The sequence below is a fragment of the Pseudomonas sp. SA195 genome, assembly GCF_054131565.1.
On sequence record NZ_CP096392.1, the window covers coordinates 2,668,654 to 2,695,000 of the forward strand.

Annotated in this window: 18 protein-coding genes, 2 rRNA genes, 1 pseudogene and 1 other annotated feature; of the genes and pseudogenes, 14 read left to right on the forward strand and 7 right to left on the reverse strand. The window is 57.7% G+C overall.

Annotated elements, in window-relative coordinates; translation table 11 throughout:
- Nucleotides 1–32: 32 nt before the first annotated feature.
- Together clpA and clpS are read right to left on the reverse strand one after the other, a co-directional pair.
- The gene (gene clpA / locus M1D78_RS12260; protein ID WP_437422740.1) at nucleotides 33–2,303 is read right to left on the reverse strand and encodes an ATP-dependent Clp protease ATP-binding subunit ClpA; all 2,271 of its coding nucleotides are present in this window, start codon (nucleotides 2,301–2,303) and stop codon (nucleotides 33–35) included.
- 30 nt (nucleotides 2,304–2,333) lie between these two features.
- Nucleotides 2,334–2,696, reverse strand: coding sequence for an ATP-dependent Clp protease adapter ClpS (gene clpS, locus M1D78_RS12265; protein WP_437422739.1), 363 nt, complete (start codon nucleotides 2,694–2,696; stop codon nucleotides 2,334–2,336).
- 215 nt (nucleotides 2,697–2,911) lie between these two features.
- On the opposite strand from clpS, the gene cspD reads away from it, so the two are divergent.
- Complete coding sequence (cspD, locus tag M1D78_RS12270; RefSeq protein WP_437422738.1) at nucleotides 2,912–3,169, forward strand: cold shock domain-containing protein CspD; 258 nt, start codon at nucleotides 2,912–2,914, stop codon at nucleotides 3,167–3,169.
- A gap of 54 nt (nucleotides 3,170–3,223) precedes the next feature.
- Here cspD and icd read toward each other — a convergent pair whose 3' ends face one another.
- On the reverse strand, nucleotides 3,224–4,480 hold the full coding sequence (gene icd, locus M1D78_RS12275; RefSeq protein WP_437422737.1) for an NADP-dependent isocitrate dehydrogenase: 1,257 nt from the start codon (nucleotides 4,478–4,480) through the stop codon (nucleotides 3,224–3,226).
- Between the two features lie 364 nt (nucleotides 4,481–4,844).
- On the opposite strand from icd, the gene M1D78_RS12280 reads away from it, so the two are divergent.
- From M1D78_RS12280 to M1D78_RS12330, 11 genes are all read left to right on the forward strand, one after another.
- The gene (locus M1D78_RS12280; protein ID WP_437422736.1) at nucleotides 4,845–7,070 is read left to right on the forward strand and encodes an NADP-dependent isocitrate dehydrogenase; all 2,226 of its coding nucleotides are present in this window, start codon (nucleotides 4,845–4,847) and stop codon (nucleotides 7,068–7,070) included.
- 81 nt (nucleotides 7,071–7,151) lie between these two features.
- The gene (locus M1D78_RS12285; protein WP_437422735.1) at nucleotides 7,152–7,592 is read left to right on the forward strand and encodes an NUDIX hydrolase; all 441 of its coding nucleotides are present in this window, start codon (nucleotides 7,152–7,154) and stop codon (nucleotides 7,590–7,592) included.
- Nucleotides 7,593–7,663: 71 nt separating this feature from the next.
- Nucleotides 7,664–8,794, forward strand: coding sequence for a tRNA 2-thiouridine(34) synthase MnmA (gene mnmA, locus M1D78_RS12290; RefSeq protein WP_437422734.1), 1,131 nt, complete (start codon nucleotides 7,664–7,666; stop codon nucleotides 8,792–8,794).
- Complete coding sequence (hflD, locus tag M1D78_RS12295; RefSeq protein ID WP_437422733.1) at nucleotides 8,791–9,414, forward strand: high frequency lysogenization protein HflD; 624 nt, start codon at nucleotides 8,791–8,793, stop codon at nucleotides 9,412–9,414. The genes mnmA and hflD overlap by 4 nt, the downstream gene beginning before the upstream one ends.
- A gap of 100 nt (nucleotides 9,415–9,514) precedes the next feature.
- On the forward strand, nucleotides 9,515–10,885 hold the full coding sequence (gene purB, locus M1D78_RS12300; protein ID WP_437422732.1) for an adenylosuccinate lyase: 1,371 nt from the start codon (nucleotides 9,515–9,517) through the stop codon (nucleotides 10,883–10,885).
- Between the two features lie 76 nt (nucleotides 10,886–10,961).
- A complete protein-coding gene (locus tag M1D78_RS12305; protein ID WP_437422731.1) occupies nucleotides 10,962–12,128 on the forward strand; it encodes a ribosomal protein uL16 3-hydroxylase in 1,167 nt (388 codons plus the stop codon).
- Complete coding sequence (locus M1D78_RS12310) at nucleotides 12,121–12,546, forward strand: GNAT family N-acetyltransferase (RefSeq protein ID WP_437422730.1); 426 nt, start codon at nucleotides 12,121–12,123, stop codon at nucleotides 12,544–12,546. The genes M1D78_RS12305 and M1D78_RS12310 overlap by 8 nt, the downstream gene beginning before the upstream one ends.
- A 1-nt stretch (nucleotide 12,547) precedes the next feature.
- Complete coding sequence (locus M1D78_RS12315) at nucleotides 12,548–13,159, forward strand: DUF7931 domain-containing protein (protein ID WP_437422729.1); 612 nt, start codon at nucleotides 12,548–12,550, stop codon at nucleotides 13,157–13,159.
- Nucleotides 13,156–13,965 (forward strand): secretin N-terminal domain-containing protein, encoded by an 810-nt coding sequence (locus tag M1D78_RS12320; protein ID WP_437422728.1) that lies wholly within the window; start codon nucleotides 13,156–13,158, stop codon nucleotides 13,963–13,965. Before M1D78_RS12315 ends, M1D78_RS12320 begins: the two co-directional genes overlap by 4 nt.
- Before the next feature lie 489 nt (nucleotides 13,966–14,454).
- Entirely contained in the window at nucleotides 14,455–16,050 is a 1,596-nt protein-coding gene (locus tag M1D78_RS12325; RefSeq protein WP_437422727.1) for an isocitrate lyase, read from the forward strand.
- 199 nt (nucleotides 16,051–16,249) lie between these two features.
- Nucleotides 16,250–18,208 (forward strand): PhoX family protein, encoded by a 1,959-nt coding sequence (locus tag M1D78_RS12330; RefSeq protein WP_437422836.1) that lies wholly within the window; start codon nucleotides 16,250–16,252, stop codon nucleotides 18,206–18,208.
- A 34-nt stretch (nucleotides 18,209–18,242) separates the two neighbouring features.
- Here M1D78_RS12330 and M1D78_RS12335 read toward each other — a convergent pair whose 3' ends face one another.
- Both M1D78_RS12335 and M1D78_RS12340 read right to left on the reverse strand, forming a co-directional pair.
- A complete protein-coding gene (locus tag M1D78_RS12335; RefSeq protein ID WP_437422726.1) occupies nucleotides 18,243–19,298 on the reverse strand; it encodes an AI-2E family transporter in 1,056 nt (351 codons plus the stop codon).
- Nucleotides 19,299–19,394: 96 nt separating this feature from the next.
- Nucleotides 19,395–20,711 (reverse strand): Na+/H+ antiporter family protein, encoded by a 1,317-nt coding sequence (locus M1D78_RS12340; protein ID WP_437422725.1) that lies wholly within the window; start codon nucleotides 20,709–20,711, stop codon nucleotides 19,395–19,397.
- Between the two features lie 149 nt (nucleotides 20,712–20,860).
- Between M1D78_RS12340 and queD the strand changes: the two genes are divergently transcribed.
- On the forward strand, nucleotides 20,861–21,217 hold the full coding sequence (gene queD / locus M1D78_RS12345) for a 6-carboxytetrahydropterin synthase QueD (RefSeq protein WP_437422724.1): 357 nt from the start codon (nucleotides 20,861–20,863) through the stop codon (nucleotides 21,215–21,217).
- A gap of 456 nt (nucleotides 21,218–21,673) precedes the next feature.
- A pseudogene (locus tag M1D78_RS12350) lies at nucleotides 21,674–22,910 on the forward strand (IS3 family transposase).
- Nucleotides 21,952–22,083: a sequence feature (AL1L pseudoknot), on the forward strand. It overlaps the preceding pseudogene by 132 nt.
- A 134-nt stretch (nucleotides 22,911–23,044) precedes the next feature.
- Here M1D78_RS12350 and rrf read toward each other — a convergent pair.
- Nucleotides 23,045–23,160, reverse strand: a 5S ribosomal RNA gene (rrf, locus tag M1D78_RS12355).
- 135 nt (nucleotides 23,161–23,295) lie between these two features.
- A 23S ribosomal RNA gene (locus M1D78_RS12360) occupies nucleotides 23,296–26,186 on the reverse strand.
- Between the last annotated feature and the right edge of the window lie 161 nt (nucleotides 26,187–26,347).

A 26,347-nucleotide genomic window follows, 5' to 3' on the forward strand; every position in this document is an offset into this window, starting at 1 on the left:
GGGCGTTTGTACATCAAGCTGGCTCGTAGTCGTTAAGCCAGCTCGGCAGTCGTTTCGAATTCGAAGAACGGTTCACCGTCACGCACATCGACGTGAACGACACCGCCGTGCTCCGCCAACTCGCCGAAGAGAATTTCCTCAGCTAACGGGCGCTTGATCTTATCCTGGATCAGACGCGCCATGGGGCGAGCGCCCATCTGAACGTCATACCCCCGCTCCGCCAGCCAACTGCGCGCCGCGTCCGTCACCTCGAGCGTGACATGCTTGTCCTCCAGCTGAGCCTGGAGCTCGATGAGGAACTTGTCGACGATGCTCTTGATGACTTCATGGCTGAGCCGGCCGAACTGAATGATCGTGTCCAGGCGGTTCCTGAATTCGGGGGTGAAGCTCTTCTTGATAACCTCCATGGCGTCAGATGCATGGTCCTGATGGGTAAAACCGATCGAAGCACGGGCAGCCGTCTCGGCACCGGCATTAGTGGTCATGATCAGAATGACATTACGGAAGTCAGCCTTGCGGCCGTTGTTATCTGTCAGCGTGCCGTGATCCATCACTTGCAGCAACAAGTTGAAGACCTCGGGATGCGCTTTTTCGATCTCGTCCAGCAGCAGCACACAGTGCGGCTGCTTGGTAATCGCTTCTGTCAGAAGACCACCCTGGTCAAACCCGACATAGCCAGGCGGAGCCCCGATCAAACGAGATACGGTGTGACGCTCCATGTACTCTGACATATCGAAGCGCACCAACTCGATACCCAGGGCCCTGGCCAGCTGCCTGGCCGCTTCCGTCTTGCCAACACCCGTCGGTCCGGCGAACAAGAACGAACCCACCGGCTTATCGGGAGCCTTGAGTCCGGCACGGGATAGCTTGATCGCCGTTGCAAGCGAATCGATTGCATCATCCTGACCGAACACCGTCAGCTTCAGGTCACGTTCGAGATTGCGCAGCAACTCCTTATCCGAAGTGCTGACGTGCTTCGGCGGAATACGCGCGATCTTCGCCACGATATCCTCGACCTGCTCCACGTCGATGCGCGATACACGCTTGTCTTCCGGCTGTAGGCGCTGGAAAGCCCCCGCTTCATCAATGACGTCTATCGCCTTGTCGGGCATGTGGCGATCATTGATATAGCGCGATGCCAGCTCCGCTGCAGCTCGAAGGGACTCGTCGCTGTATTCGATATTGTGGTGCTGTTCGAAGCGCCCTTTGAGACCACGCAAGATTCCGATCGTGTCTTCAACCGATGGCTCCGAGACATCCACCTTCTGGAAGCGCCGAGCCAGCGCACGATCCTTTTCGAATATGCCGCGGAACTCCTGGAAAGTAGTGGACCCTATGCAGCGTATCTCACCCGACGAAAGCAACGGCTTGAGCAGGTTGGACGCATCCATCACGCCACCGGAGGCAGCGCCTGCGCCGATAATGGTATGAATCTCGTCAATGAAGAGCACCGCTTGCGGGCGCTTGCGGAGCTCACCCAGCAGGGCCTTGAACCGTTTTTCAAAATCGCCGCGATATTTGGTTCCGGCGAGTAGAGCGCCCAGGTCGAGCGAGTAAACCACCGCATTGGCGAGTAGTTCGGGAACCTGATTATCGACGATGCGCTTCGCCAAGCCTTCGGCAATGGCTGTTTTGCCGACACCGGCCTCGCCGACCAACAGCGGGTTGTTCTTACGGCGTCGAGCCAATATTTGAGCGACACGCTCAACCTCGTGCTCTCGCCCTACCAGAGGATCGATACGCCCTTGGCGGGCCAACTCGTTCAGGTTGCTCGCATAGGCGTCGAGGGGGTTGCCCGCGGTTGACGCATCACCACCCTCTTCGTCCTGCATGTCCGAATCGCTTTCCGGATTGCCGTTACTGCCTGGAACCTTGGATATTCCGTGAGCAATGAAATTGACGACATCGATTCGCGCGACGTTCTGTTGCTTGAGAAGGAACACCGCCTGACTTTCCTGCTCGCTAAAGATCGCCACGAGCACGTTTGCGCCGGTAACCTCGCGCTTTCCGGAGCTCTGGACATGGAACACAGCCCGTTGAAGCACGCGCTGGAAACCCAACGTCGGCTGGGTCTCACGCTCTTCGTCGTGCTGCGGAATCAATGGAGTGGTGGAGTCGATGAACTCCTGAAGGTCGTGACGGAGCTTGTCCAGGCTGGCACCACAGGCGCGCAGCACCGTTGCGGCGGCCTCGTTGTCAAGCAAGGCCAACAAGAGATGCTCGACCGTCATGAATTCATGACGCTTGGTGCGTGCCTCCTTGAAAGCCAGATTCAGAGTGACTTCGAGCTCACGGTTCAACATAGCTTTCACCTCTTACCCAACAGTCGGGGGTTAACCGTCTTTCTCGATCTCACAAAGCAACGGATGCTGACACTCCCGTGCATATTGATTGACCTGCATTGCTTTGGTTTCCGCGACATCCCTGGTGTAGATGCCGCAAACGGCTCGCCCTTCGGTATGAACCGCCAGCATTATCTTGGTGGCGAGCTCCCGATTGTGGTTGAAAATTCCTTCGAGCACCTCGACGACGAAATCCATCGGCGTGTAGTCATCATTAAACATGACAACTTTGAACATGGGAGGTGCCTTCAGCGCTGGCTTGGCCTCTTCAACGGCCAGCCCAGACGAATCATCGTCAGCTCTACTGGGACGATCCTGGTTGAATACTAGTCGAATCTCGGGGAATGCACGCATGCGGATAACGGTTCTGGATCGGGGCGCCGAGGCCGGGTAAGTGGAAAGGCTTCACAGCCACCTGACGAGTCGCCTTGACTAACGGCAAAACGATGATACAAACAGTAATTGCCACAACGGCAACAGGTTGCGCGCATGGGGCCTATGTGCTGCATCAGCGCGGAATGAAATGGATGTTACTCCAGTGATGGACTCCTTTGCAGAGGGACAACAGCATGCTAAGCGGTAAGGTCAAGTGGTTCAACAACGCCAAGGGCTATGGATTCATCGTAGCAGACGGCGGCGATGAGGACCTGTTCGCCCACTACTCGGCTATCCAGATGGACGGGTACAGAACGCTCAAAGCCGGCCAGGCGGTCATGTTCGATATCCTGCAAGGTCCGAAGGGCCTGCACGCAACCAATATCAGGTCGTTGCCGACGACTGCCGAAGTGACTGCGACCGCCTCGCAGAATTCGACTGTCGACGCCTGATGCAATAAACAAAAAGGCCGATCTTCGATCGGCCTTTTTGTGCTGCTCTGCTTTTTACATGTGGGAAATCATGGCGTCGCCGAATTCGGAGCACGACATCAACGTTGCCCCGTCCATCAAGCGCTCGAAGTCATAGGTCACTGTTTTTGCCGCGATGGCGCCTTCGGTCGACTTGATGATCAAGTCAGCCGCCTCCACCCACCCCATATGCCGCAGCATCATCTCGGCAGATAGGACCAGCGAACCGGGGTTGACCTTATCTTGCCCCGCATACTTGGGCGCCGTACCGTGAGTGGCCTCGAACATGGCGACGGTATCCGATAGGTTGGCGCCCGGCGCGATACCGATACCACCCACTTCAGCAGCCAGCGCATCGGACAGGTAGTCGCCATTCAGATTGAGGGTGGCGATGACATCGTACTCTGCTGGTCGCAGCAGAATTTGCTGCAACATCGCATCAGCGATCGCATCCTTGACGACAATGTTCTTCCCAGTGTTGGGGTTCTTGAACTGCATCCACGGGCCGCCATCGAGCAACTCAGCACCGAATTCGTCCCGCGCCACTTCGTACCCCCACTCCTTGAAGGCCCCCTCGGTGAACTTCATGATGTTGCCCTTGTGCACAAGGGTGACAGAGCGGCGATCATTATCCACGGCATACTGAAGCGCTTTGCGAACCAGGCGCTTTGTGCCTTCTAGCGATACGGGCTTCACACCAATGCCGCAGTTCTCGGTGAAGCGAATTTTCTTGACGCCCATTTCTTCCGTGAGGAACTTGATGACCTTTTCCGCCTCAGGGGAGCCAGCCTTCCACTCGACGCCGGCATAAATGTCTTCCGAGTTTTCGCGGAAAATAACCATGTCCACATCAGCTGGCTTCTTCACAGGGCTGGGGACACCCGTAAACCAGCGAACAGGGCGCTGGCAGACGTACAGATCAAGCTCTTGACGCAAGGCTACGTTCAGCGAGCGAATGCCGCCCCCAACGGGGGTAGTGAGCGGCCCCTTGATCGAAACGACATAATCACGCACCACATCGAGCGTTTCTTTCGGTAGCCAGGTGTCCTGGTCGTAAACCTGCGTCGCTTTCTCCCCGGCATAGATTTCCATCCACGAAATCTTGCGCTGACCACCGTAAGCCTTCTCGACGGCCGCATCGACTACCTTGATCATCACCGGACTGATATCGATGCCGATCCCGTCTCCCTCGATATAAGGAATGATTGGGTTGTCTGGCACATTCAGGGTGTTATCGGCATTGACGGTGATTTTGTCACCGCCGGCAGGCACCTGGATCTTTTGGTATCCCATGCTGGACTCCGTTTTGTTGGTTAAAAACAGTGGTCATCCTCTCGGAGGGTAACCTAGTTGATTTCGCCGAAACCAGATGTTCATTGGTCTTAGAGGCAGGCCATTCTTCGTACATGACGTGCGGTGATATACTGCTTAGGTGACTAACGAGTCATAGGTCCCAGGCGGTCAACTATAGAGACTCCTGTCCTGAAACCGTTCGATTGCCATCGCAGCCGGACGGCTCGAATGCTCGACACTCTAGTGGTGCAACCAACATCATCGCGGCGAATCCTCGAGTTCTGGCATGCCAGACAGCTGCCAGAGCGCCTACCTGCGCATATCGAGGATCTGTGTACGCTCAGCAAGAGAGAGTTAACCCTACATGTCCACCCGCTCGAAGATCATCTATACCTTCACCGACGAAGCCCCGGCGCTGGCCACCTATTCGCTCCTGCCTATCGTTGAGGCATTTGCCGGTGCCGCAGACATCGCCGTCGAAACACGTGACATCTCTCTTGCGGGGCGCATCCTTGCCGCCTTCGCCGACCGCCTGGGTGCCGACAAGGGCATCGAAGACGACCTGGCAAAGCTGGCCGTGTTGGCCACCACTCCTGAAGCCAACATCATCAAATTGCCGAACATCAGCGCCTCGGTTCCCCAACTGCGCAACGCCATCGCCGAACTCCAGGCGCAAGGCTTCGATGTACCGAATTTCCCTGAAGATCCTCGCACGGATGAGGAGAAGGACATTCGCGCCCGCTACAGCAAGGTACTCGGCAGCGCCGTAAACCCTGTTCTGCGCGAAGGCAACTCCGACCGCCGGGCCCCTGCGGCCGTAAAGGCGTATGCACGCAAGCATCCCCACTCGATGGGCAAATGGAGCATGGCCTCGCAGTCCCATGCCGACTACATGCGCGGCGGCGATTTCTTTTCCAGCGAACAGTCCATCACCATGGCCGAAGCTGGCGACGTCCGCATCGAGTTCGTGGGTAACGATGGCCAGGTTGAGGTCAAGAAGCAGCTTTCGCTTGAAAAGGGCGAAGTGCTCGACAGCATGTTCATGAGCTGCAACAAACTGCGCCAGTTCTTCGAACAAACCCTGCAGGACTGCAAGGAAACTGGCGTCATGTGGTCCTTGCACGTCAAGGCGACCATGATGAAGGTGTCGCACCCGATCGTGTTCGGTCATGCAGTCAGCGTCTATTACAAGGAAGTCTTTGATAAGTACGCCGACCTGTTCAAGGAGCTCGGCGTCAACCCGAACAATGGGCTGTCTAGCGTCCACGACAAGATCAAGAGCCTGCCCGCCTCGCAGCAGGAAGAGATCCTGGACGACATTCACGCCTGCTACAGCCACCGCCCGGAAATGGCGATGGTCGATTCCGTCAAGGGCATCACCAACCTGCATATCCCGAGCGACGTCATCGTGGACGCCTCGATGCCAGCGATGATCCGCAGCTCCGGCAAGATGTGGGGCAAGGACGGCACGCTGAAAGACACCAAGGCGGTGATGCCAGAAAGCACCTACGCCCGAATCTATCAAGAGATGATCAACTTCTGCAAAACCAACGGTGCGTTTGACCCAACCACCATGGGCACCGTGCCGAACGTCGGCTTGATGGCGCAGAAGGCCGAAGAATACGGCTCACACGACAAGACCTTCGAAATGACCGCCAACGGTACGATGCGCGTCGTGCTCGCTGACGGCACCGTGCTCATGCAGCATCAGGTCGAAGCCGGCGACATCTGGCGTGCCTGCCAGACCAAGGACGCGCCGATCCGCGATTGGGTCAAGCTGGCCGTCACCCGTGCACGCCAGTCCAACACCCCTGCGATCTTCTGGCTCGATCCAGAGCGTGCGCATGACCGCGAGCTGCAGAAGAAGGTCGAAGCCTACCTGCAGAATCACGACCTGACCGGTCTGGACATTCGCATGATGGGCTACAACGAAGCCATCCGCGTCAGCATGGAGCGCCTCGTTCGTGGCCTGGACACCATTTCCGTGACCGGCAACGTGCTGCGCGACTACCTGACCGACTTGTTCCCGATCATGGAACTCGGCACCTCGGCCAAGATGCTGTCGATCGTTCCGTTGATGGCGGGCGGCGGCATGTACGAAACCGGCGCGGGCGGTTCGGCTCCCAAGCATGTCCAGCAACTGATCGAGGAAAACCACCTGCGCTGGGATTCGCTCGGCGAGTTCCTGGCACTGGCGGTATCGCTCGAGGAAACAGGAATCAAGACCGACAACGCGAAGGCCAAGGTGCTGGGCAAGACCCTGGATGCTGCCACCGGCAAGCTGCTCGACAACAACAAGTCGCCGTCGCGCCGCACAGGTGAGCTGGACAACCGCGGCAGCCACTTCTATTTGGCGCTGTACTGGGCACAGGAACTGGCCGCGCAGACCGAGGATTTGGACCTGCAGGCACAGTTCGCGCCGCTGGCCACGCAACTGAGCGAAAACGAGGAAAAAATCGTTGCGGAACTGGCAGAGGTCCAGGGCAAGCCGGTTGATATCGGCGGCTATTACCGCTCCAACCCCGAGCTGACGAGCAAGGTCATGCGGCCGAGCACGACCTTCAACAGCGCCCTCGCCTCGCTCGGCTGATCAGCCTGGCATAAGCTGCACCCAAAGAAGCCCCGGCACTGTCGGGGCTTTTTGTTTTACTCAACTCAAGGCGCCACCAAGATGACATGGCAACCCCATATAACCGTAGCCACCATCGTCGAAGCAGGCGGCCGCTTCCTCATGGTGGAGGAATCCAAAGGCGGTCAACTGGTCTTTAACCAACCCGCCGGCCACTTGGAGCCAAATGAAACGCTCAAGGCGGCCGCGATTCGTGAAACCCTCGAAGAGACCGGCTGGAGCGTCGAGCTGACCGGCGTGGTCGGCGTTTATCTCTATACCGCACCGAGCAACGGCGTGACCTATCAACGCGTGTGCTTTGCCGCAACCGCGCTTCACCATGACGCCGCGCGGCCGCTGGACGAAGGCATCGTCGCTGCTCGCTGGCTCACCCGAGAGGAACTGCTCGCGCAGCGCGCTCGCTGGCGCAGCGAGTTGATTCTGCGCTGCATTGACGATTATCTCGCCGGGCCGATCCACGCCCTGGCGGTCATTCGCGACTGACCGGGGCGCCGCGCGCGAAACGCGCCAAGCCTGCTAGAATTCCGCCCTTTCATCGTTCGCCCTGAGCCCGTATGCCTGTCTCCGCCAGCCCCACCCCCGAAAACCTGCGCGTCATCGTCGGCATGTCCGGCGGCGTCGATTCCTCGGTCTCAGCCTTGCTGCTCATGGAGCAGGGTTACCAGGTCGAAGGCCTGTTCATGAAGAACTGGGAAGAAGATGACGGCACCGAATACTGCACGGCTAAGGAAGACTTAGCGGACGCCCAGGCAGTCTGCGACAAGATTGGCATCCCGCTGCATACCGCCAACTTCGCCGCGGAGTATTGGGACAATGTGTTCGAGCATTTCCTGGCCGAATACAAGGCTGGGCGAACCCCCAATCCGGACATCCTTTGCAACCGGGAGATCAAGTTCAAGGCCTTCCTTGACTATGCGCTGACACTGGGCGCCGACCTCATTGCCACGGGCCACTACGTAAGGCGTCGGGATAGCCACGGTCGCAGCGAGCTGCTCAAGGGGCTCGACCCGAACAAGGACCAGAGTTATTTCCTTCATGCTGTCGGTGGAGCGCAGCTCAGTAGAACGCTGTTTCCGGTCGGCGAGCTGGAGAAGCCGGAGGTTCGCATCATTGCCGAACGGCATGGGCTCGCTACTGCCAAGAAGAAGGACTCGACTGGTATTTGCTTCATTGGCGAGCGCCGGTTCAGTGACTTCCTCAAGCAGTATCTGCCAGCCCAGCCCGGCGACATCGAAACGGTCGATGGGCAGCTGATTGGCCGCCACCACGGCCTCATGTATCACACCATCGGCCAACGCCAGGGGCTAGGTATCGGAGGGCTCAAGGATGCCGGTGACGACCCGTGGTATGTCCTCGCTAAGGATTTGACGCGAAACACATTGATCGTAGGCCAGGGCAACGACCACCCTCTGCTCTTCTCGCGCGCCCTGCTAACTTCGGACATCTACTGGGTCAATCCAATCGAGCTGAGCGGGCCGAAGCGGCTTAGTGCCAAGGTGCGCTATCGCCAGACCGACCAAGCATGCACGCTCGAACGCACCGAAACGGGCTATCGCGTCGTGTTCGACGAGCCGCAGCGCGCAGTGACACCGGGGCAGTCGGTCGTCCTTTATGACGGCGATGTCTGCTTGGGCGGCGGCGTGATCGAGACCGCCGAGCCTTGGCAAACCGGAGCGCGCCCATGACGCCGCTACAGGAACAACTCGTTGCGCTCGGCGCCGTATTCGAAGCGGCGGCGCTCGTCGACCGCATCGCGCGCACCGGGCAAGCGCCCAATGCAGCGCTCTCCAGCCTCTTGGGTAGCCTGCTCATCCGTGAAGAACTGCCCGCGCTGGACATCTACGGCGGCGACGATCTTAACTTGCGGGAAGGGTATCGGGCATTAGTCGGCGCGCTCGAGCGAGACACCAGCAGCCTGCAACGCGAACCGCTGCGCTATGCGCTGGCGATGATCGGGCTCGAACGTCAACTGGACAAGCGCCGCGACATGCTTCAAGTCATCGGCAGCCGACTGGACCAGATACAGGCGCAAGCGGACCATTTCGGCCTGACCCATGAAAACGTGATCGCCTCGTTCGGAGGCCTCTATCAAGACACGCTTAGCACGTTCCGCCAACGCATCCAGGTGCAGGGCGACATGCGTCATCTGCAGCAGCCGAACAACGCCGCGAAAATTCGTGCGTTACTGCTGGGGGGTATCCGAGCTGCGCGGCTCTGGCGCCAGCTAGGCGGGCATCGCTGGCAGATGATATTCAGCCGTAGAAAGATGCTCGACGCTCTCTATCCGCTGGTGCGCGCGGGTTGAACGGCCGTCCTTCGATCACGGCCCGGTAAAATTCCCCGGGTGGGATTCATGTATAATCGTCGCCCTCTTTTTAGTGCTCGAACGTCCGAGAATGCCCTCTATGCAGCTTTCCTCGCTCACCGCCGTATCCCCTGTCGACGGCCGCTATGGCGGCAAAACCAGCGCGTTGCGCCCGATCTTCAGCGAGTTCGGTCTGATCCGTTGCCGCGTTCTGGTAGAGGTGCGCTGGCTTCAACGCCTGGCCGCGCATGATGGCGTTCCCGAAGTCGCACCGTTTTCCGCCGAAGCCAATGCGCTCCTGAACAAGCTCGCCGAAGACTTCCAGATCGAGCACGCCGAGCGAGTCAAAGCCTTCGAGCGCACAACCAACCACGACGTGAAGGCGGTCGAATACTTGCTCAAAGAGCAGGCCAAGCAATTGCCGGAGCTCGCGAAGGTTAACGAGTTCATCCACTTCGCCTGCACCAGCGAAGACATCAACAATCTGTCTCACGCGCTGATGCTGCGTGAAGGCCGGGATCAGGTACTGCTGCCGCTGATGCGGCAGCTCGCCGATGCGATCAGGCAACTGGCGGTCGATCATGCGGATGTGCCCATGCTGTCCCGCACGCATGGCCAGCCAGCCTCACCGACCACGCTTGGCAAGGAACTGGCGAACGTGGTCTATCGCCTCGAGCGCCAGATTGCCCAGGTCGAAGCCGTGCCGCTGCTCGGCAAGATCAACGGTGCGGTGGGCAATTACAACGCTCATTTGTCCGCCTATCCGGACATCGATTGGGAAGCCAACGCACGTGAGTTCATCGAGGGCGACCTGGGCCTCACGTGGAACCCCTATACGACTCAGATCGAACCGCATGACTACATCGCTGAGCTGTTCGATGCGGTGGCGCGCTTCAACACCATCCTTATCGACTTCGATCGGGACGTGTGGGGGTACATCTCGCTCGGCTATTTCAAACAGCGCACCGTTGCCGGCGAAATTGGCTCCTCGACCATGCCGCACAAGGTCAACCCGATCGATTTCGAGAATTCCGAGGGCAATCTGGGCATTGCCAATGCCTTGCTTCAGCACCTTGCCAGCAAACTGCCCATTTCACGCTGGCAGCGCGACCTGACCGACTCGACGGTCCTTCGCAACCTGGGTGTAGGCTTCGCCCATAGCGTGATCGCTTACGAAGCAACGTTGAAAGGCATCAGCAAGCTGGAGCTCAATGCGCCTCGCATCGCTGAAGACCTGGACGCGTGTTGGGAAGTGCTGGCCGAGCCCATCCAGACGGTCATGCGCCGTTATGCCGTAGAGAACCCCTACGAGAAGCTCAAGGAGCTAACCCGCGGCAAGGGCATCAGCCCTGATGCGTTGGCGAAGTTCATCGACGATCTCGACATTCCGGCCGAGGCAAAGCAGGAACTGCGCAAGCTGACCCCTGCGTCCTACATTGGAAATGCGGCAGCACAAGCCAAGCGAATCTGAACCTTTTCTCTCTAGTACGCGCCCGGCTGTGCCGGGCGTTTTTATTGGCCGCTCGCCCATCGAGCAAGGTGCTCTCATGACATCCGACATCCCTCTGCAAATCCTTGGCGGTATCAGCGCGCGCGAATTTCTTCGGGACTACTGGCAGAAGAAACCGCTGCTGATCCGCCAGGCCATCCCAGGCTTCGAAAGTCCAGTTTCGCCCGATGAGCTGGCCGGGCTGTCGCTGGAGGAAGAAGTCGAATCGCGACTGGTGATCGAGCACGGCGAAAGTCCGTGGGAGCTGCGGCGGGGCCCTTTCACCGAGACCACCTATCAGGATCTGCCCGAACAGGACTGGACGCTATTGGTTCAAGCCGTCGATCAGCTCGTTCCTGAGGTAGCGCAGCTAATCGAGCACTTCCGCTTCCTACCGAACTGGCGTATCGATGACGTGATGGTCAGCTATGCCGCACCGGGCGGTGGTGTTGGCCCGCACTTCGACAACTACGACGTATTCCTGCTGCAGGCGCACGGCAAGCGGCGCTGGCGTGTCGGCCAAATGTGCGACTCGGACAGTGCGATGCTGCCTCATCAGGATCTGCGCATCCTCGCCGACTTCCGGTGCGGTGACGAATGGGTGCTGGAGCCCGGCGACATGCTTTACCTCCCGCCTCACCTGGCCCACTACGGCTCAGCGGAAGACGCATGCATGACCTATTCCCTCGGCTTCCGAGCACCGAGCGCAGCTGAGGTTCTGACGCATTTCACCGACTTTCTTGCGCAATTCCTACCGGACGAGGAACGCTACAGCGATCCTGACCTGAAACCCGCGGATGACCCTTATCAGATCCAGAGCGACGCCCTTGATCGCCTTCGTGCGATGCTCACCGAACACATGGGCGATGAGCGCCTGCTGCTGACCTGGTTCGGCCAGTTCATGACCGAACCACGCTACCCTGAGCGAGTACAGAACAACGAGCTCGAGCAGGACGAGTTGCTGGACAACTTAGGCGATGGCGCCGTGCTGGTTCGCAACCTCAGTGCCCGCCTCGCCTGGAGCGAGGTTGACATCGGGCTGTTGCTGTTCGCAAGTGGTCAGAGCCGCCTGCTACCGGCACACCTGAAGGATTTGCTCAAGCTGATATGCTCGGCCGACGCGCTGCATGAAGACAACCTCAGCCCGTGGCTCGCCGATGAGGATGGGCGTAACCTGATCTGGCAACTGGTCAAACAAGGAAGTCTGGAGTTCGCTGATGAGTGAGATTGAAGTACGTATCGCCGACTGGCAGCGAGACAACGCCGAACTGCGCCGGATTCGAGAAACGGTGTTCATTGCCGAACAGTCTGTCCCTCCGGAGCTTGAATGGGACGCTGACGATGCCGACGCGGTGCATTTCCTGGCGCTGGAAGATGGCTATGCCATTGGCACCGCGCGCCTGCTGGACGATGGGCACATTGGCCGCGTCTCAGTACTAAGGGACTGGCGTGGCTTGAATGTCGGCGAGGCGTTGATGCGCGCAGTGATCAGCGAGGCCGAACGGCGCGGGCTCGATGAGCAACATCTGACGGCACAGGTCCACGCAACCTCTTTCTACGAGCGGCTGGGCTTCGAGGTGACCAGCGACGAGTTCCTCGAGGCGGGTATTCCCCACGTCGACATGCTACGCAAGAGCCAATGACATGAGCGGAGGCGATCCGGATCGAAGCGAGGACACAAGCGACTTGCCGGCGATAGAGTTCGATTCGCCGGGTCGCTTCCCGCGCGGAGCCACACTCCCCGCTTCGGCACCCGCTAGCGCACTGGCCGATCGTTCTGCTGAGCGCCACCCCTTCGAGACGGCTGAACAGGCCAGGCACCATGCGCTAAGCCTGATGCAACAGGCGCGTCGCAACCTTGCCCTGTACAGCACGGACCTAGAATCCTGGCTGTACAGCCGAGTGGAAATCCAGCAAGCCTGCGCCCGCTTGCTGCGCGCGCATCCGCGAAATCGTATGCGCATCCTGCTCGCCGACTCGTCTCGGGCAATACGCGAGAGCCATCGCCTGCTTGCCCTGTCACGAAGGCTGACAAGCAACTTGCATATTCGCCGACTCAACCCGGATTATCCGATCGAGCAAAGCACTTTCCTGATCGTTGATGAACAGGGTGTGCTGATCCGGCCAAGCCCTGAGCTATTTGCCGGATACGCGGTGTACCAGGACGCAGCCCGGGCACGCCAACGCCAGCAGATGTTCGACTCCGCTTGGGCCCACAGCCTGCCGGACCCTGACCTGAGGAGCTTCTTGCTATGAGCCGGTGCCGCCTTGCTGCGATTTCAGTTTTTCTGATAAGCCTGTCCACCCAGGCGGCAACCGAAGTGATTCCGCTGGACTTCCGAATGGCCGAAGACGTTCTGCCCATCGCCCAGTCGGTGGTAGGCAATCAGGGGAAGGTCAACGCTTATGGCAACCAATTGATCGTGAATGCCCCCGATGAGGTGATTGGTGAGCTTCGGCAGGTACTGTCACAGTTGGACACCGAGCCGAAGCGCCTACTGATCAGCGTCGACACTCAGAACACCGCGAGCGATGCCGGCAGCGGCTATCAGGTCGATGGGGCGATTCGTGGCGGCAATGTCAGCATCGAGACAGGCCAGGGCGAGCGCAGGGGGCGGGACGAGGTCCGCATCATTCGGCACAGCACGCAAAGCCAAGGGGGCGGCATCCAGCAAGTGCAGGCAACCGAGGGCTACCCGGCGTTGATTCAGGTCGGCCAGAGCGTTCCGATCACTACGCGTAGTACCGACGGCTACGGCCAGATCTACCAACAAACTCAATATCGCGACGTGTCTCGTGGCTTCTATGCGACCGCCACGGTTCAGGGCGAGCGCGTCCAAGTTACCATCAGCAGCCACAACGACCGCCTTAACAGTGCCCACCCTGATGTGATCGACATTCAGGAAACTGATACGCGGGTCAGCGGCCGGCTGGGCGAATGGATTTCGCTAGGCGGCGTTAACGAAAGCGCTACCTCCGAGCAGCGAGGCTCGCTGCGTCGCTACTCCACGAACGGGCAGCAGGACCACTCGCTTCGCCTCAAGGTCGAACGCCTCGATTAACGTCCCCTCCCATCTTCCTTCCGCGAAATATGTAGTGCCTTAAAAAAACCACTACAAAACATTTGACGAAGCAATGTGCCCGGCGCATCATGGCCCCGCTCCCGCTAACCAGGGGCCCTTAAAGGGTCTCCGGATCGCTCGGCCAACCAGCAAGCGTTCCGTGACTGCACTGCCCACAAGGCGGACTGACGAGGTTGCGACTGGAACGAGTCGTCCTGAGGGACGGGGAAGCGATTGACGTACAGCATGAAGATCAGTCCGCTAAGCCACTCATGGCGCCTGCCAGTGTGTTGGAATGCCACGACCATTCCCTTAGTTGCCTTGCTCTTCTTGCGGTCGTAACTGCACACCCTCCTCCTGGTCAATCTCGTCTCGGTCGGTATTTCGACGCTCTGCCGCATGTTGCTCGCATGATGAGCCCAGCATGCAGGTTTCGGTGGGAACAGTCGGTGCTCAACCAAACACGAATTTCTCTCGAAAGGATTGACCATGTCCGCTTATCAAAACGACATCAAAGCCGTTGCCGCGCTGAAAGAAGCAGCTGGAAGCAGTTGGAGCGCGATCAACCCTGAGTCCGTGGCCCGCATGCGCGCCCAGAACCGCTTCAAGACTGGCCTGGAAATCGCTCAATACACCGCGGACATCATGCGCCGGGATATGGCCGAGTACGATGCGGACTCGTCGCTGTACACGCAGTCGCTTGGTTGCTGGCATGGATTCATCGGCCAGCAGAAGCTGATCTCTATCAAGAAGCACCTCAAGACCACCAACAAGCGCTACCTCTACCTGTCCGGCTGGATGGTTGCGGCTCTGCGTTCGGAGTTCGGTCCGCTGCCGGACCAGTCGATGCACGAAAAAACGGCTGTCTCCGACCTGATCGAGGAGCTGTACACGTTCCTGCGCCAAGCTGACTCTCGTGAACTGGACCTGCTGTTCACCGCTCTGGACGCTGCCCGTGCCGCTGGCGATACCGCCAAGGCCAACGAGATCCAGAACCAGATCGACAATCACGAAACGCACATTGTCCCGATCATTGCCGACATCGATGCCGGCTTCGGTAACCCTGAAGCCACTTATCTGCTGGCCAAGCGCATGATCGAAGCAGGCGCCTGCTGCATCCAGATTGAGAACCAGGTTTCTGACGAAAAGCAATGCGGCCACCAGGACGGCAAGGTTACCGTTCCGCACGCTGACTTTCTCGCCAAGATCGCGGCCGTCCGCTACGCCTTCCTCGAGCTGGGCATCGACAACGGCGTGATCGTTGCACGTACCGACTCGCTGGGGGCCGGCCTGACCAAGCAGATCGCCGTGACCAAGGAGCCGGGCGACCTCGGCGACCTGTATAACTCGTTCCTGGATTGTGAAGAGATCTCCGAAGCCGAACTGGGTAATGGCGACGTGGTCATCAAGCGTGAAGGCAAGCTGCTGCGGCCCAAGCGCCTGCCGAGCAACCTCTTCCAGTTCCGCAAGGGCACCGGCGAAGATCGCTGCGTCCTGGATTGCATCACCTCGCTGCAGAATGGCGCTGACCTACTGTGGATCGAAACCGAGAAGCCGCACGTAGGCCAGATCAAGGCCATGGTTGACCGCATCCGCCACGTCGTCCCGAACGCCAAGCTGGTCTACAACAACAGCCCATCGTTCAACTGGACCCTGAACTTCCGTCAACAGGTGTTCGATGCGTTCGTTGCGGAGGGCAAGGACGTGTCCGCCTACGACCGCGCCAAGCTGATGAGCGTTGAATACGACGAGACCGAGCTCGCCCAGGTTGCCGACGAGAAGATCCGTACCTTCCAGCGCGACGGTTCGGCCCACGCCGGTATCTTCCACCACCTGATCACCCTGCCGACTTACCACACTGCCGCACTCTCCACCGACAATCTGGCCAAGGGCTACTTTGCCGACCAAGGCATGCTGGCCTACGTCAAGGGCGTCCAGCGTGAGGAGCTTCGCCAGGGCATCGCTTGCGTCAAGCACCAGAACATGGCCGGTTCCGATATTGGTGATAACCACAAAGAGTACTTCGCTGGCGAAGCGGCTCTGAAGGCCAGCGGCAAAGACAACACCATGAACCAATTCCACTGATCATGGTGCCGGCCCGGGTGAGCCGGGCCGGATAAATTTCCCAACCCCGGCCTTGTGCCGGGGCTTTTTTTTGCGTCAGCAAACCTCTCGTCGGCCGGCGCAAGCCTGTCATTAACTTGTCGCGTGCACCCTATAGCGTCATGGCTCCGTCGATTAGCCTAATGGAGCCTCAATCGTGACTGACGATAATCACAGCATCATGTTCGGCAATGGTGATGAACGCCCCAGCAACCGTTCCACCAACCCGCATATCCAGGATGTGATCGCCCTAGGGCGACGCCAAATCCTCGCCGGCGGCGCCGCGCTGGGTGCACTGGCGTTCCTGGGCGGGATGCCGGCGATCGCTCAAGCCGCCGCACCTCAAGGCAAAGCGCCGGCCTTTCAACGCCGCAGCCGTCTCCCCTTTGGTGCCGTAGGGGTTACGCGCGCTGACGCTATCACGGTCCCAGAAGGCTATACCGCAGAAGTATTCATTCCGTGGGGTACGCCCATTTGCGGTAGTTATCCTGCTTATCTCGAGGACGCAAGCAACAGCGCCGAAGATCAGGCACAGCAGACCGGCATGCACCACGACGGCATGCACTTCTTTCCAATGGACGCGCGATTCAAGGGACGAAAGAGCGACCATGGTTTGCTGGCTCTGAACCACGAGTACGTCGATAGTGCGTTGCTGCATCCGAACGGACCGACGGTCCAGGATGGCAAGCGCACAAAAGCGGAAGAAGTTCGCAAGGAAATCAATGCCCATGGCGTCTCGGTCGTTGAAATCAAGCGCAACGCACGCGGCGACTGGGCGGTGCTGCCTTCTGCTCGCAACCGCCGCATCACCGGTGCGACGCCGATGCGCATCGAAGGCCCAGCGCGCGGCCATGACCTCATGAAAACACGCTACAGCCCAAGCGGTACTACCGCTCGAGGCACACTGAACAACTGCTCTAACGGCTATACCCCGTGGGGCACTTATCTGACCTGCGAGGAGAACTGGGCGGGTTACTTTGCCAGCCGCGACACCGAATTACCCAGACACCTCGATCGCTATGGTGTGCAATCGACCGGCCGCTATGGATGGGAAACCGTACCGGGGGACGAATTCCAGCGTTTCGATGCGACCATCACCGGCAACGATCCTCGCGCCGACTATAGAAACGAGCCCAACACCTTTGGCTGGATTGTAGAAATCGATCCATTCGACCCGGATTCCACGCCGGTGAAGCGCACTGCTCTTGGCCGCTTCGCCCATGAAGGGTTGGTCTTTGCGCCGGCCAAAGCCGGTTGGCCGGTCGTGTGTTATTCCGGCGACGATTCCCAGAACGAGTACATCTACAAATACATCAGCCGAGACAAGTACCGCCCACTTCGTGGCGACAGCCGCCTGCTCGATGAAGGGACGCTGTACGTAGCGCGCTTCAATCCGGACGGTAGCGGCGACTGGCTTGCGTTGGATATCGAGGACACGAACTTCCAGCAGGCGTGTTTGGCCGCTGGCGTACAGTTTCGCGATCAAGGAGAGGTGCTGATCAACACCCGGCTTGCTGCGGATATCGTCGGCGCAACAAAAATGGACCGCCCCGAGTGGGGAGCCGTGCACCCTGATTCAGGCGAAGTGTATTTCACACTCACCAATAACTCGGCCCGTCAGGAGCCGAACGCAGCCAATCCGCGCTCGCCAAACCCGTACGGACATATCATCCGCTGGCGTGAGGACGGCCGTAATAACATCGGTACGCGGTTTAGCTGGGATCTCTACCTGCTCGCCGGACCGGAAAGCGACAGCCGCGATCCGCGCGGCAATGCGCTCGACGCCAGTAACATCCTGGCAAGCCCCGATGGGCTTTGGTTCGATGATGAAGGTCGTCTGTGGATCCAGACTGACATGAGTGGCAGCCAACTGCGCTCGGGTCCATTCGGTAACAATCAGATGCTCGTATCCGATCCGAAGTCCGGCGAGACGAAGCGCTTCCTGGTTGGCCCGCTTGGAGCTGAAATCACGGGTATCACGTCGACGCCGGACTTCCGGACGGTCTTCGTCAACGTTCAGCACCCGGGCGAGGGTTCGACGCCAACCCAGTTCACCAGCGTTTGGCCGGACGGCCCCGGACGGCGCCCACGCTCGGCGACTGTAATCATCCGTCGCACGGACGGTGGCCGGGTGCTCTGACCTTCGGGAAACCAGGTGCGCCCAGCCGGCGCACCTAAACCGGTGAATCGTTTTCAGGAGAGGTGAACAAACCCCAGGCTGAGATAAAGAGTGCCGCGATCAACGGCCCAATCACGAAGCCATTCAGACCGAACAACGCAAGCCCACCGAGCGTTGAAATCAACACTACGTAATCAGGCATCTTCGTATCCTTGCCCACCAGAATCGGCCGAAGAATGTTGTCCACTAGCCCGATCACCAAGATTCCGTAGAGTGTCAGCACGACACCCTGAACGACCATGCCCTGCATGAGAAAGTAGATGGCGACGGGGGTCCATATGATGCCAGCCCCCACTGCCGGCAATAACGAAAGAAACGCCATCAGCACGCCCCAGAGCAACGCGCCTGGAATATCCAGAACAGCGAAAATCACCCCACCTAAGAAGCCCTGTGTAGCGGCGACAACGATGTTGCCCTTGACTGTCGCTCGCACCACTCGTGTGAATTTGCTGAAAAGCCTGCGCTTCTGCGTATCACTTAATGGCAGTGCACGGCGTACCTTGCCGACCAGTTCGCGTCCGTCGCGAATTAGGAAGAATAGAAGGTAGAGCATGACGAAAAAGCTGATTACGAACTGGAACGTACCCTGTCCGAAGCTGAACGCCTTGGTCGCAAGGAACTGGCTCCCCTCCAACGCGCCACTGGCTAGGCGATTCCGTATTTGATCGATATCGCCAAACCCAAAGCGCTGCATCTGGCCTTGTACCGAAGCAGGCAACAGATCTTTCGCACTTTCCACAATACCGCCGATATCCAACTCACCGCTTTCGATCTGCCGATATAGCGATGCGCCTTCCTGAACTAACAACCCCGTGATGAAGATCACTGGCAGAACGGCGACCATCAGCGAGACCAGCAGCGTGATTAAAGCAGTCAGGTTGCGCCGGTTGCCGAGTCGCTTGTAAAGCCAACGCTGCAGCGGCGCAAAGATAATGGCGAGAATTACGGCCCAGAACACTGCGCCATAGAACGGGTAAAGAATCCAGCCAAATGCGACGGATACGACGAGCAACAGCGCCAGAAAGACTTTTTGCTCCAGGGTCGTATTCACTCGTGATGTTCCTATCGCTGACGGGACTGTTCATTAGTCAGCGATTGCGCTCAGGAGTGCTGGAGCAATGAGGGGCTGCGGAGCCAGCCCCCAGGTTTAGAGCACCATCGCGGCAATCCAGCCGAAACCTAGCAAGGGCAGGTTGTAATGCAGGAACGTCGGGACGACCGTGTCCCAGATATGGTTATGTTGCCCGTCTGCGTTCAAACCTGCGGTTGGACCAAGTGTCGAGTCCGAAGCTGGTGATCCTGCATCACCGAGCGCGCCGGCGGTGCCTACGAGACTGACAATGGCCAAGGGACTAAACCCCAACTCCAGGCCTAGTGGAACGAAGATTGCCGCGATGATCGGCACGGTGGAGAACGACGAACCGATACCGATGGTGACCAGAAGGCCTACCAACAGCATCATCAGCGCTCCGACAGCCTTGCTGCTACCAATCCAGGCCGTCGATGCATCCACCAGAGCTTTCACTTCTCCAGTAGCACGCATGACCTCTGCGAAACCTGCGGCCGCGATCATGATGAAACCGATCATGGCCATCATTTTCATACCTTCCGTGAACAGATCATCGGCCTCTCTCCAGCGCACCACGCCAGATACGGAAAAGATAACAAAACCAACCAAGGCACCCAGGATCATCGAGTCGAGCCATAGTTGAACAATGAAAGCAGCCCCGACAGCAATGGCAGCTACCATCAAGGTCAAGCCGCTGTAGCGCGCACCGCGCGCCTCGACCTTCTCGATTTTCGCCAGCTCATATTTTCGAGGCTTGCGATAGCTGAATAAGGCTACAAGCAGCCCAGTGCACATCCCGATCGCCGGAATAAGCATCGCCTGACTTACATTGACGGAGCTGATGTCTGCTCCGTTCTGGTCGACATTGGCAAGCAAAATTTCATTAAGAAAAATGCTGCCGAAACCAACCGGAAGGAACATGTACGGAGTAACGAGCCCGAAAGCCAATACGCAAGCAATCAAACGTCTATCGATCTGAAGCTTGCTCAGTACGCACAGCAGTGGCGGTACAAGGAGCGGAATAAACGCGATATGGATAGGTAGAATGTTCTGCGAAGATACCGCAACAACGAGCAGCAGGAGGATCATGATCCATTTGACTGAGCCGGCCGCCTGCGAATCCTGCGACCCCACCATCGCAAGTGCACGATCAGCAAGCGCGTTGGCCAGCCCACTCTTGCCAATCGCAACGGCAAACGCGCCCAAAAGCGCGTACGAGAGGGCGACCGTCGCGCCTCCCCCGAGGCCTTTATTGAAAGCTGCCAAGCTACCCTCCAGGCCCAGACCACCTACCAGCCCCCCAGCAATCGCGCCTGCGATGAGCGCCACCACCACGTGTACTCGACACAAACTCAAGATCAGCATAATGCCGACTGCTGCCACTACCGCGTTCATTCAGATTCCCTAGTCGGCTGCAAAAAGCGCAGTACTTTGCCCTAACGGTGAAGTACTGTCAAAAACGACGAGCGCGCTGACAGCAGCAATGCAAGCTCAAACAGCGTAGAATCCGGGCTTATCTTTACTCAGCTCGGCCGGATTGTTTCGTGGAAATCTTCAAAGAGTTTACTTTCGAGTCAGCACACCGCCTGCCCCATGTACCCGCCGGCCATAAGTGCGGCCGCCTGCACGGGCATTCGTTCCGGGTCGCACTGTATATAAAAGGCGATGTAGACCCGCATACTGGTTGGATTCGAGATTTCAGCGAAATCAAGGAAATCTTCAGGCCACTCTACGAGCAGCTCGATCACAACTATCTAAATGATCTGCCAGGCCTGGAGAATCCAACCAGCGAAAACTTGGCACGCTGGATCTGGCAGCAATTAAAGCCTTTGCTACCTGAACTCTCTCGTATACGAATCCATGAGACTTGCACGAGTGGCTGCGAGTATATCGGCGATTGATGTTTAATCTGGGTATCGCGCGGTACGAAAGAGCGAGCCAATATCGGGCCGGGCTCGCCCATTACTCTTGTCACCCACACCTTAGCGGTGGTCTCAGTAGAGTTCATTCGAGACATTCCCGGATTCTGGAAATGCGACCAACAGAACCTCCCACTGGATGACTTACTTAACATCCCCCTCTTACACCCCGCGACCGAGGCCCTCTTGAAGATGGTTGCTTTTTAGCGGTCAACCTATATTGGACAGAGAGTCAAGCTTGCTTCGGCCGTCTCAGATTTAGCTCATGAATGACTTGATGCTTGCTGATCCAGCTGTAACGACGGTCAGGTACTGTGATGATGTCCGATACTGGGTGATGTTCCACTGCGCTTCCTGAGCGGCTTACAGCCGGTCGCAGGAAGCGACTCTGAATCGCCCCGGGTTTCGTGGAGGCCTCAGCTCTTGAGAGATGAGGCCATGAGAAAGACTACTACCTACTCCCCTGAAGTCCGTGAACGTGCTGTGCGCATGGTTCTGGAACACCTGAACGACTATCCGTCCGAGTGGGCAGCCATTGAGGCCATCGCTCCGAAGATTGGCTGTGCCGCGCAAACCCTGCATGGGTGGATTCGTCGCCAGCAGACCGATGCGGGGCAGCGCCCCGGTCAGACCAGTGAAGAGCGCGAGCGCATCAAAGCCCTGGAGCGCGAAAACCGCGAACTGCGTAAGGCAAACGAGATATTGCGCCTGGCCAGCGCGTATTTTGCCCAGGCGGAGCCTGACGGGCAGGCCTTCCTGCGCCGCACCAAGTCCTGAGGGCATTTGTCGATCAGCATCGTGACCGTCTCGGGGTCGAGTCGATCTGCCGCGTGTTGCAGATCGCCCCGTCCGGTTACCGCAGGCACGTGGCTCAGCAGCGCAACCCGGCACTGCGCTGTTGTCGTGCTCAGCGCGATGACGCATTGACCCTGGAAATCCAGCGAGTGTGGGATGCCAACATGCAGTGCTATGGCGCGGTGAAGGTCTGGAAGCAGCTGCGGCGAGAAGGCATCGAGGTCGCCAGATGCACGGTGGAGCGATTAATGCGTCGGGCCGGATTGCAGGGCATCAGACGTGGCCAGGTCGTGCGGACAACGGTGGCCGGCGACAAGGCCTTTTGCCCGCTGGATCGTGTCCAACGCCAGTTCCATGCCGACCGCCCGAACCAGTTGTGGGTGTCGGACTTCACCTATGTATCGACCTGGCAGGGCTGGCTGTACGTGGCGTTCGTGATCGACGTCTTTGCACGCCGGATCGTCGGCTGGCGAGTCAGTACCAGCATGAAGACCGACTTCGTATTGGATGCCCTGGAGCAAGCCTTGTATGCCCGTCAGCCGCATTGCACGGGTGGTCTGATCCATCACAGCGACCGTGGAAGCCAGTACGTCTCGATCCGCTATACCGAACGGCTGGCAGAGGCCGGCATTGAGCCCTCGGTGGGTAGCAAGGGCGATAGCTACGACAACGCCTTGGCCGAAACCATCAACGGGCTGTACAAGTCCGAGCTGATTTACCGTCAGTCATAGAAGAGCCGCGAAGCCGTCGAAATGGCGACCTTGAAATGGTGCACTGGTACAACCACCAGCGCCTGCTGAGCTCAATCGGCTATACCCCGCCTGCGGAGGCTGAGGCAAACTTCCACCAGCAACAAACAGGTCAGGCCATGGCGGCCTAACTTAAACGAAACGGCCTCCACGAAACCCGGGGCGATTCAATATCTACGTGAAGCCTCGCATCCTCGTGGATCATTTTCGAGCCCACAAAGACAAACCCCCGACCATCATAGATGGTCGGGGGTTTGGTGTATAAGCTTGACGATGACCTACTCTCACATGGGGAAGCCCCACACTACCATCGGCGATGCGTCGTTTCACTTCTGAGTTCGGGATGGGATCAGGTGGTTCCAACGCTCTATGGTCGTCAAGCAATCTGGTTGGGGAGTCGGTGTTGAGTCGCTTCCCCGAATTGGGCATGTGGTGTTCTGCGAGTGATGCTGATTTTCGGTTTGTTTGTCGACTTCGACCGTCTGACACACAAACATCAAATTGTTTGGGTGTTATATGGTCAAGCCTCACGGGCAATTAGTATGGGTTAGCTCAACGCCTCACAGCGCTTACACACCCCACCTATCAACGTCGTAGTCTTCGACGGCCCTTTAGGGAGCTCAAGGCTCCAGTGAGATCTCATCTTGAGGCAAGTTTCCCGCTTAGATGCTTTCAGCGGTTATCTCTTCCGAACATAGCTACCCGGCAATGCCACTGGCGTGACAACCGGAACACCAGAGGTTCGTCCACTCCGGTCCTCTCGTACTAGGAGCAGCCCCTCTCAAATCTCAAACGTCCACGGCAGATAGGGACCGAACTGTCTCACGACGTTCTAAACCCAGCTCGCGTACCACTTTAAATGGCGAACAGCCATACCCTTGGGACCGGCTTCAGCCCCAGGATGTGATGAGCCGACATCGAGGTGCCAAACACCGCCGTCGATATGAACTCTTGGGCGGTATCAGCCTGTTATCCCCGGAGTACCTTTTATCCGTTGAGCGATGGCCCTTCCATACAGAACCACCGGATCACTAAGACCTACTTTCGTACCTGCTCGACGTGTCTGTCTCGCAGTCAAGCGCGCTTTTGCCTTTATACTCTGCGACCGATTTCCGACCGGTCTGAGCGCACCTTCGTACTCCTCCGTTACTCTTTAGGAGGAGACCGCCCCAGTCAAACTACCCACCATACACTGTCCTCGATCCGGATAACGGACCAGAGTTAGAACCTCAAAGTTGCCAGGGTGGTATTTCAAGGATGGCTCCATGAGAACTGGCGTCCCCACTTCAAAGCCTCCCACCTATCCTACACAAGCAAATTCAAAGTCCAGTGCAAAGCTATAGTAAAGGTTCACGGGGTCTTTCCGTCTAGCCGCGGATACACTGCATCTTCACAGCGATTTCAATTTCACTGAGTCTCGGGTGGAGACAGCGCCGCCATCGTTACGCCATTCGTGCAGGTCGGAACTTACCCGACAAGGAATTTCGCTACCTTAGGACCGTTATAGTTACGGCCGCCGTTTACCGGGGCTTCGATCAAGAGCTTCGCTTGCGCTAACCCCATCAATTAACCTTCCGGCACCGGGCAGGCGTCACACCCTATACGTCCACTTTCGTGTTTGCAGAGTGCTGTGTTTTTAATAAACAGTCGCAGCGGCCTGGTATCTTCGACCGGCATGAGCTTACGGGGTAAACCCTTCACCCTCACCGGCGCACCTTCTCCCGAAGTTACGGTGCCATTTTGCCTAGTTCCTTCACCCGAGTTCTCTCAAGCGCCTTGGTATTCTCTACCCAACCACCTGTGTCGGTTTGGGGTACGGTTCCTAGTTACCTGAAGCTTAGAGGCTTTTCCTGGAAGCATGGCATCAACCACTTCTCCTTCTAAAAGAAGGATCGTCATCAGTTCTCGGCATTAAGATCCCGGATTTACCTAAGATCTCTGCCTACCACCTTAAACTTGGACAACCAACGCCAAGCTGGCCTAGCCTTCTCCGTCCCCCCATCGCAGTAACTAGAAGTACGGGAATATTGACCCGTTTCCCATCGACTACGCTCTTCAGCCTCGCCTTAGGGGCCGACTCACCCTGCGTCGATTAACGTTGCGCAGGAACCCTTGGTCTTTCGGCGTGCGAGTTTTTCACTCGCATTGTCGTTACTCATGTCAGCATTCGCACTTGTGATACCTCCAGCAAGCTTCTCAACTCACCTTCACAGGCTTACACAACGCTCCTCTACCGCTCATCTTGCGATGAACCCGTAGCTTCGGTACCTGGTTTGAGCCCCGTTACATCTTCCGCGCAGGCCGACTCGACTAGTGAGCTATTACGCTTTCTTTAAAGGATGGCTGCTTCTAAGCCAACCTCCTAGCTGTCTAAGCCTTCCCACATCGTTTCCCACTTAACCAGGATTTTGGGACCTTAGCTGACGGTCTGGGTTGTTTCCCTTTTCACGACGGACGTTAGCACCCGCCGTGTGTCTCCCGTGCTGACACTTGCTGGTATTCGGAGTTTGCATCGGTTTGGTAAGTCGGGATGACCCCCTAGCCGAAACAGTGCTCTACCCCCAGCAGTGATACACGAGGCGCTACCTAAATAGCTTTCGAGGAGAACCAGCTATCTCCGAGCTTGATTAGCCTTTCACTCCGATCCACAGGTCATCCGCTAACTTTTCAACGGTAGTCGGTTCGGTCCTCCAGTCAGTGTTACCTAACCTTCAACCTGCCCATGGATAGATCGCCCGGTTTCGGGTCTATTCCCAGCGACTAGACGCCCTATTAAGACTCGCTTTCGCTACGCCTCCCCTATTCGGTTAAGCTCGCCACTGAAAATAAGTCGCTGACCCATTATACAAAAGGTACGCAGTCACCTAACAAAGTAGGCTCCCACTGCTTGTACGCATACGGTTTCAGGTTCTATTTCACTCCCCTCTCCGGGGTTCTTTTCGCCTTTCCCTCACGGTACTGGTTCACTATCGGTCAGTCAGTAGTATTTAGCCTTGGAGGATGGTCCCCCCATATTCAGACAAAGTTTCTCGTGCTCCGTCCTACTCGATTTCATTGACAAGAGACTTTCGCGTACGGGGCTATCACCCACTATGGCCGCACTTTCCAGAACGTTCCGCTAATCTCAAATCAACTTAAGGGCTAATCCCCGTTCGCTCGCCACTACTAAGGGAATCTCGGTTGATTTCTTTTCCTCAGGGTACTTAGATGTTTCAGTTCCCCTGGTTCGCCTCACACACCTATGGATTCAGTGTGTGATACCTGACTTGTGTCAGGTGGGTTCCCCCATTCAGATATCTCCGGATCAAAGTCTGTTTGCCGACTCCCCGAAGCTTTTCGCAGGCTACCACGTCTTTCATCGCCTCTGACTGCCAAGGCATCCACCGTATGCGCTTCTTCACTTGACCATATAACCCCAAGCAATCTGGTTATTGTCTATAACGTGAAGACGACATTCGCCGAAAATCCGCATTCGCTCTTTCGAGCAACTCGCAAATTTTGCCTTGACTTGAACAATCACCAGTGAAAATGATTGTTCAAATCTACTTCTATCACATGCCCAAATTTT

Coding starts and splice junctions, on each gene's coding strand:
- clpA (WP_437422740.1), bottom strand. CDS start 2,303: ATGTTGAACCGTGAGCTCGAAGTCACTCTGAATCTGGCTTTCAAGGAG.
- clpS (WP_437422739.1), bottom strand. CDS start 2,696: ATGCGTGCATTCCCCGAGATTCGACTAGTATTCAACCAGGATCGTCCC.
- cspD (WP_437422738.1), top strand. CDS start 2,912: ATGCTAAGCGGTAAGGTCAAGTGGTTCAACAACGCCAAGGGCTATGGA.
- icd (WP_437422737.1), bottom strand. CDS start 4,480: ATGGGATACCAAAAGATCCAGGTGCCTGCCGGCGGTGACAAAATCACC.
- M1D78_RS12280 (WP_437422736.1), top strand. CDS start 4,845: ATGTCCACCCGCTCGAAGATCATCTATACCTTCACCGACGAAGCCCCG.
- M1D78_RS12285 (WP_437422735.1), top strand. CDS start 7,152: ATGACATGGCAACCCCATATAACCGTAGCCACCATCGTCGAAGCAGGC.
- mnmA (WP_437422734.1), top strand. CDS start 7,664: ATGCCTGTCTCCGCCAGCCCCACCCCCGAAAACCTGCGCGTCATCGTC.
- hflD (WP_437422733.1), top strand. CDS start 8,791: ATGACGCCGCTACAGGAACAACTCGTTGCGCTCGGCGCCGTATTCGAA.
- purB (WP_437422732.1), top strand. CDS start 9,515: ATGCAGCTTTCCTCGCTCACCGCCGTATCCCCTGTCGACGGCCGCTAT.
- M1D78_RS12305 (WP_437422731.1), top strand. CDS start 10,962: ATGACATCCGACATCCCTCTGCAAATCCTTGGCGGTATCAGCGCGCGC.
- M1D78_RS12310 (WP_437422730.1), top strand. CDS start 12,121: ATGAGTGAGATTGAAGTACGTATCGCCGACTGGCAGCGAGACAACGCC.
- M1D78_RS12315 (WP_437422729.1), top strand. CDS start 12,548: ATGAGCGGAGGCGATCCGGATCGAAGCGAGGACACAAGCGACTTGCCG.
- M1D78_RS12320 (WP_437422728.1), top strand. CDS start 13,156: ATGAGCCGGTGCCGCCTTGCTGCGATTTCAGTTTTTCTGATAAGCCTG.
- M1D78_RS12325 (WP_437422727.1), top strand. CDS start 14,455: ATGTCCGCTTATCAAAACGACATCAAAGCCGTTGCCGCGCTGAAAGAA.
- M1D78_RS12330 (WP_437422836.1), top strand. CDS start 16,250: ATGTTCGGCAATGGTGATGAACGCCCCAGCAACCGTTCCACCAACCCG.
- M1D78_RS12340 (WP_437422725.1), bottom strand. CDS start 20,711: ATGAACGCGGTAGTGGCAGCAGTCGGCATTATGCTGATCTTGAGTTTG.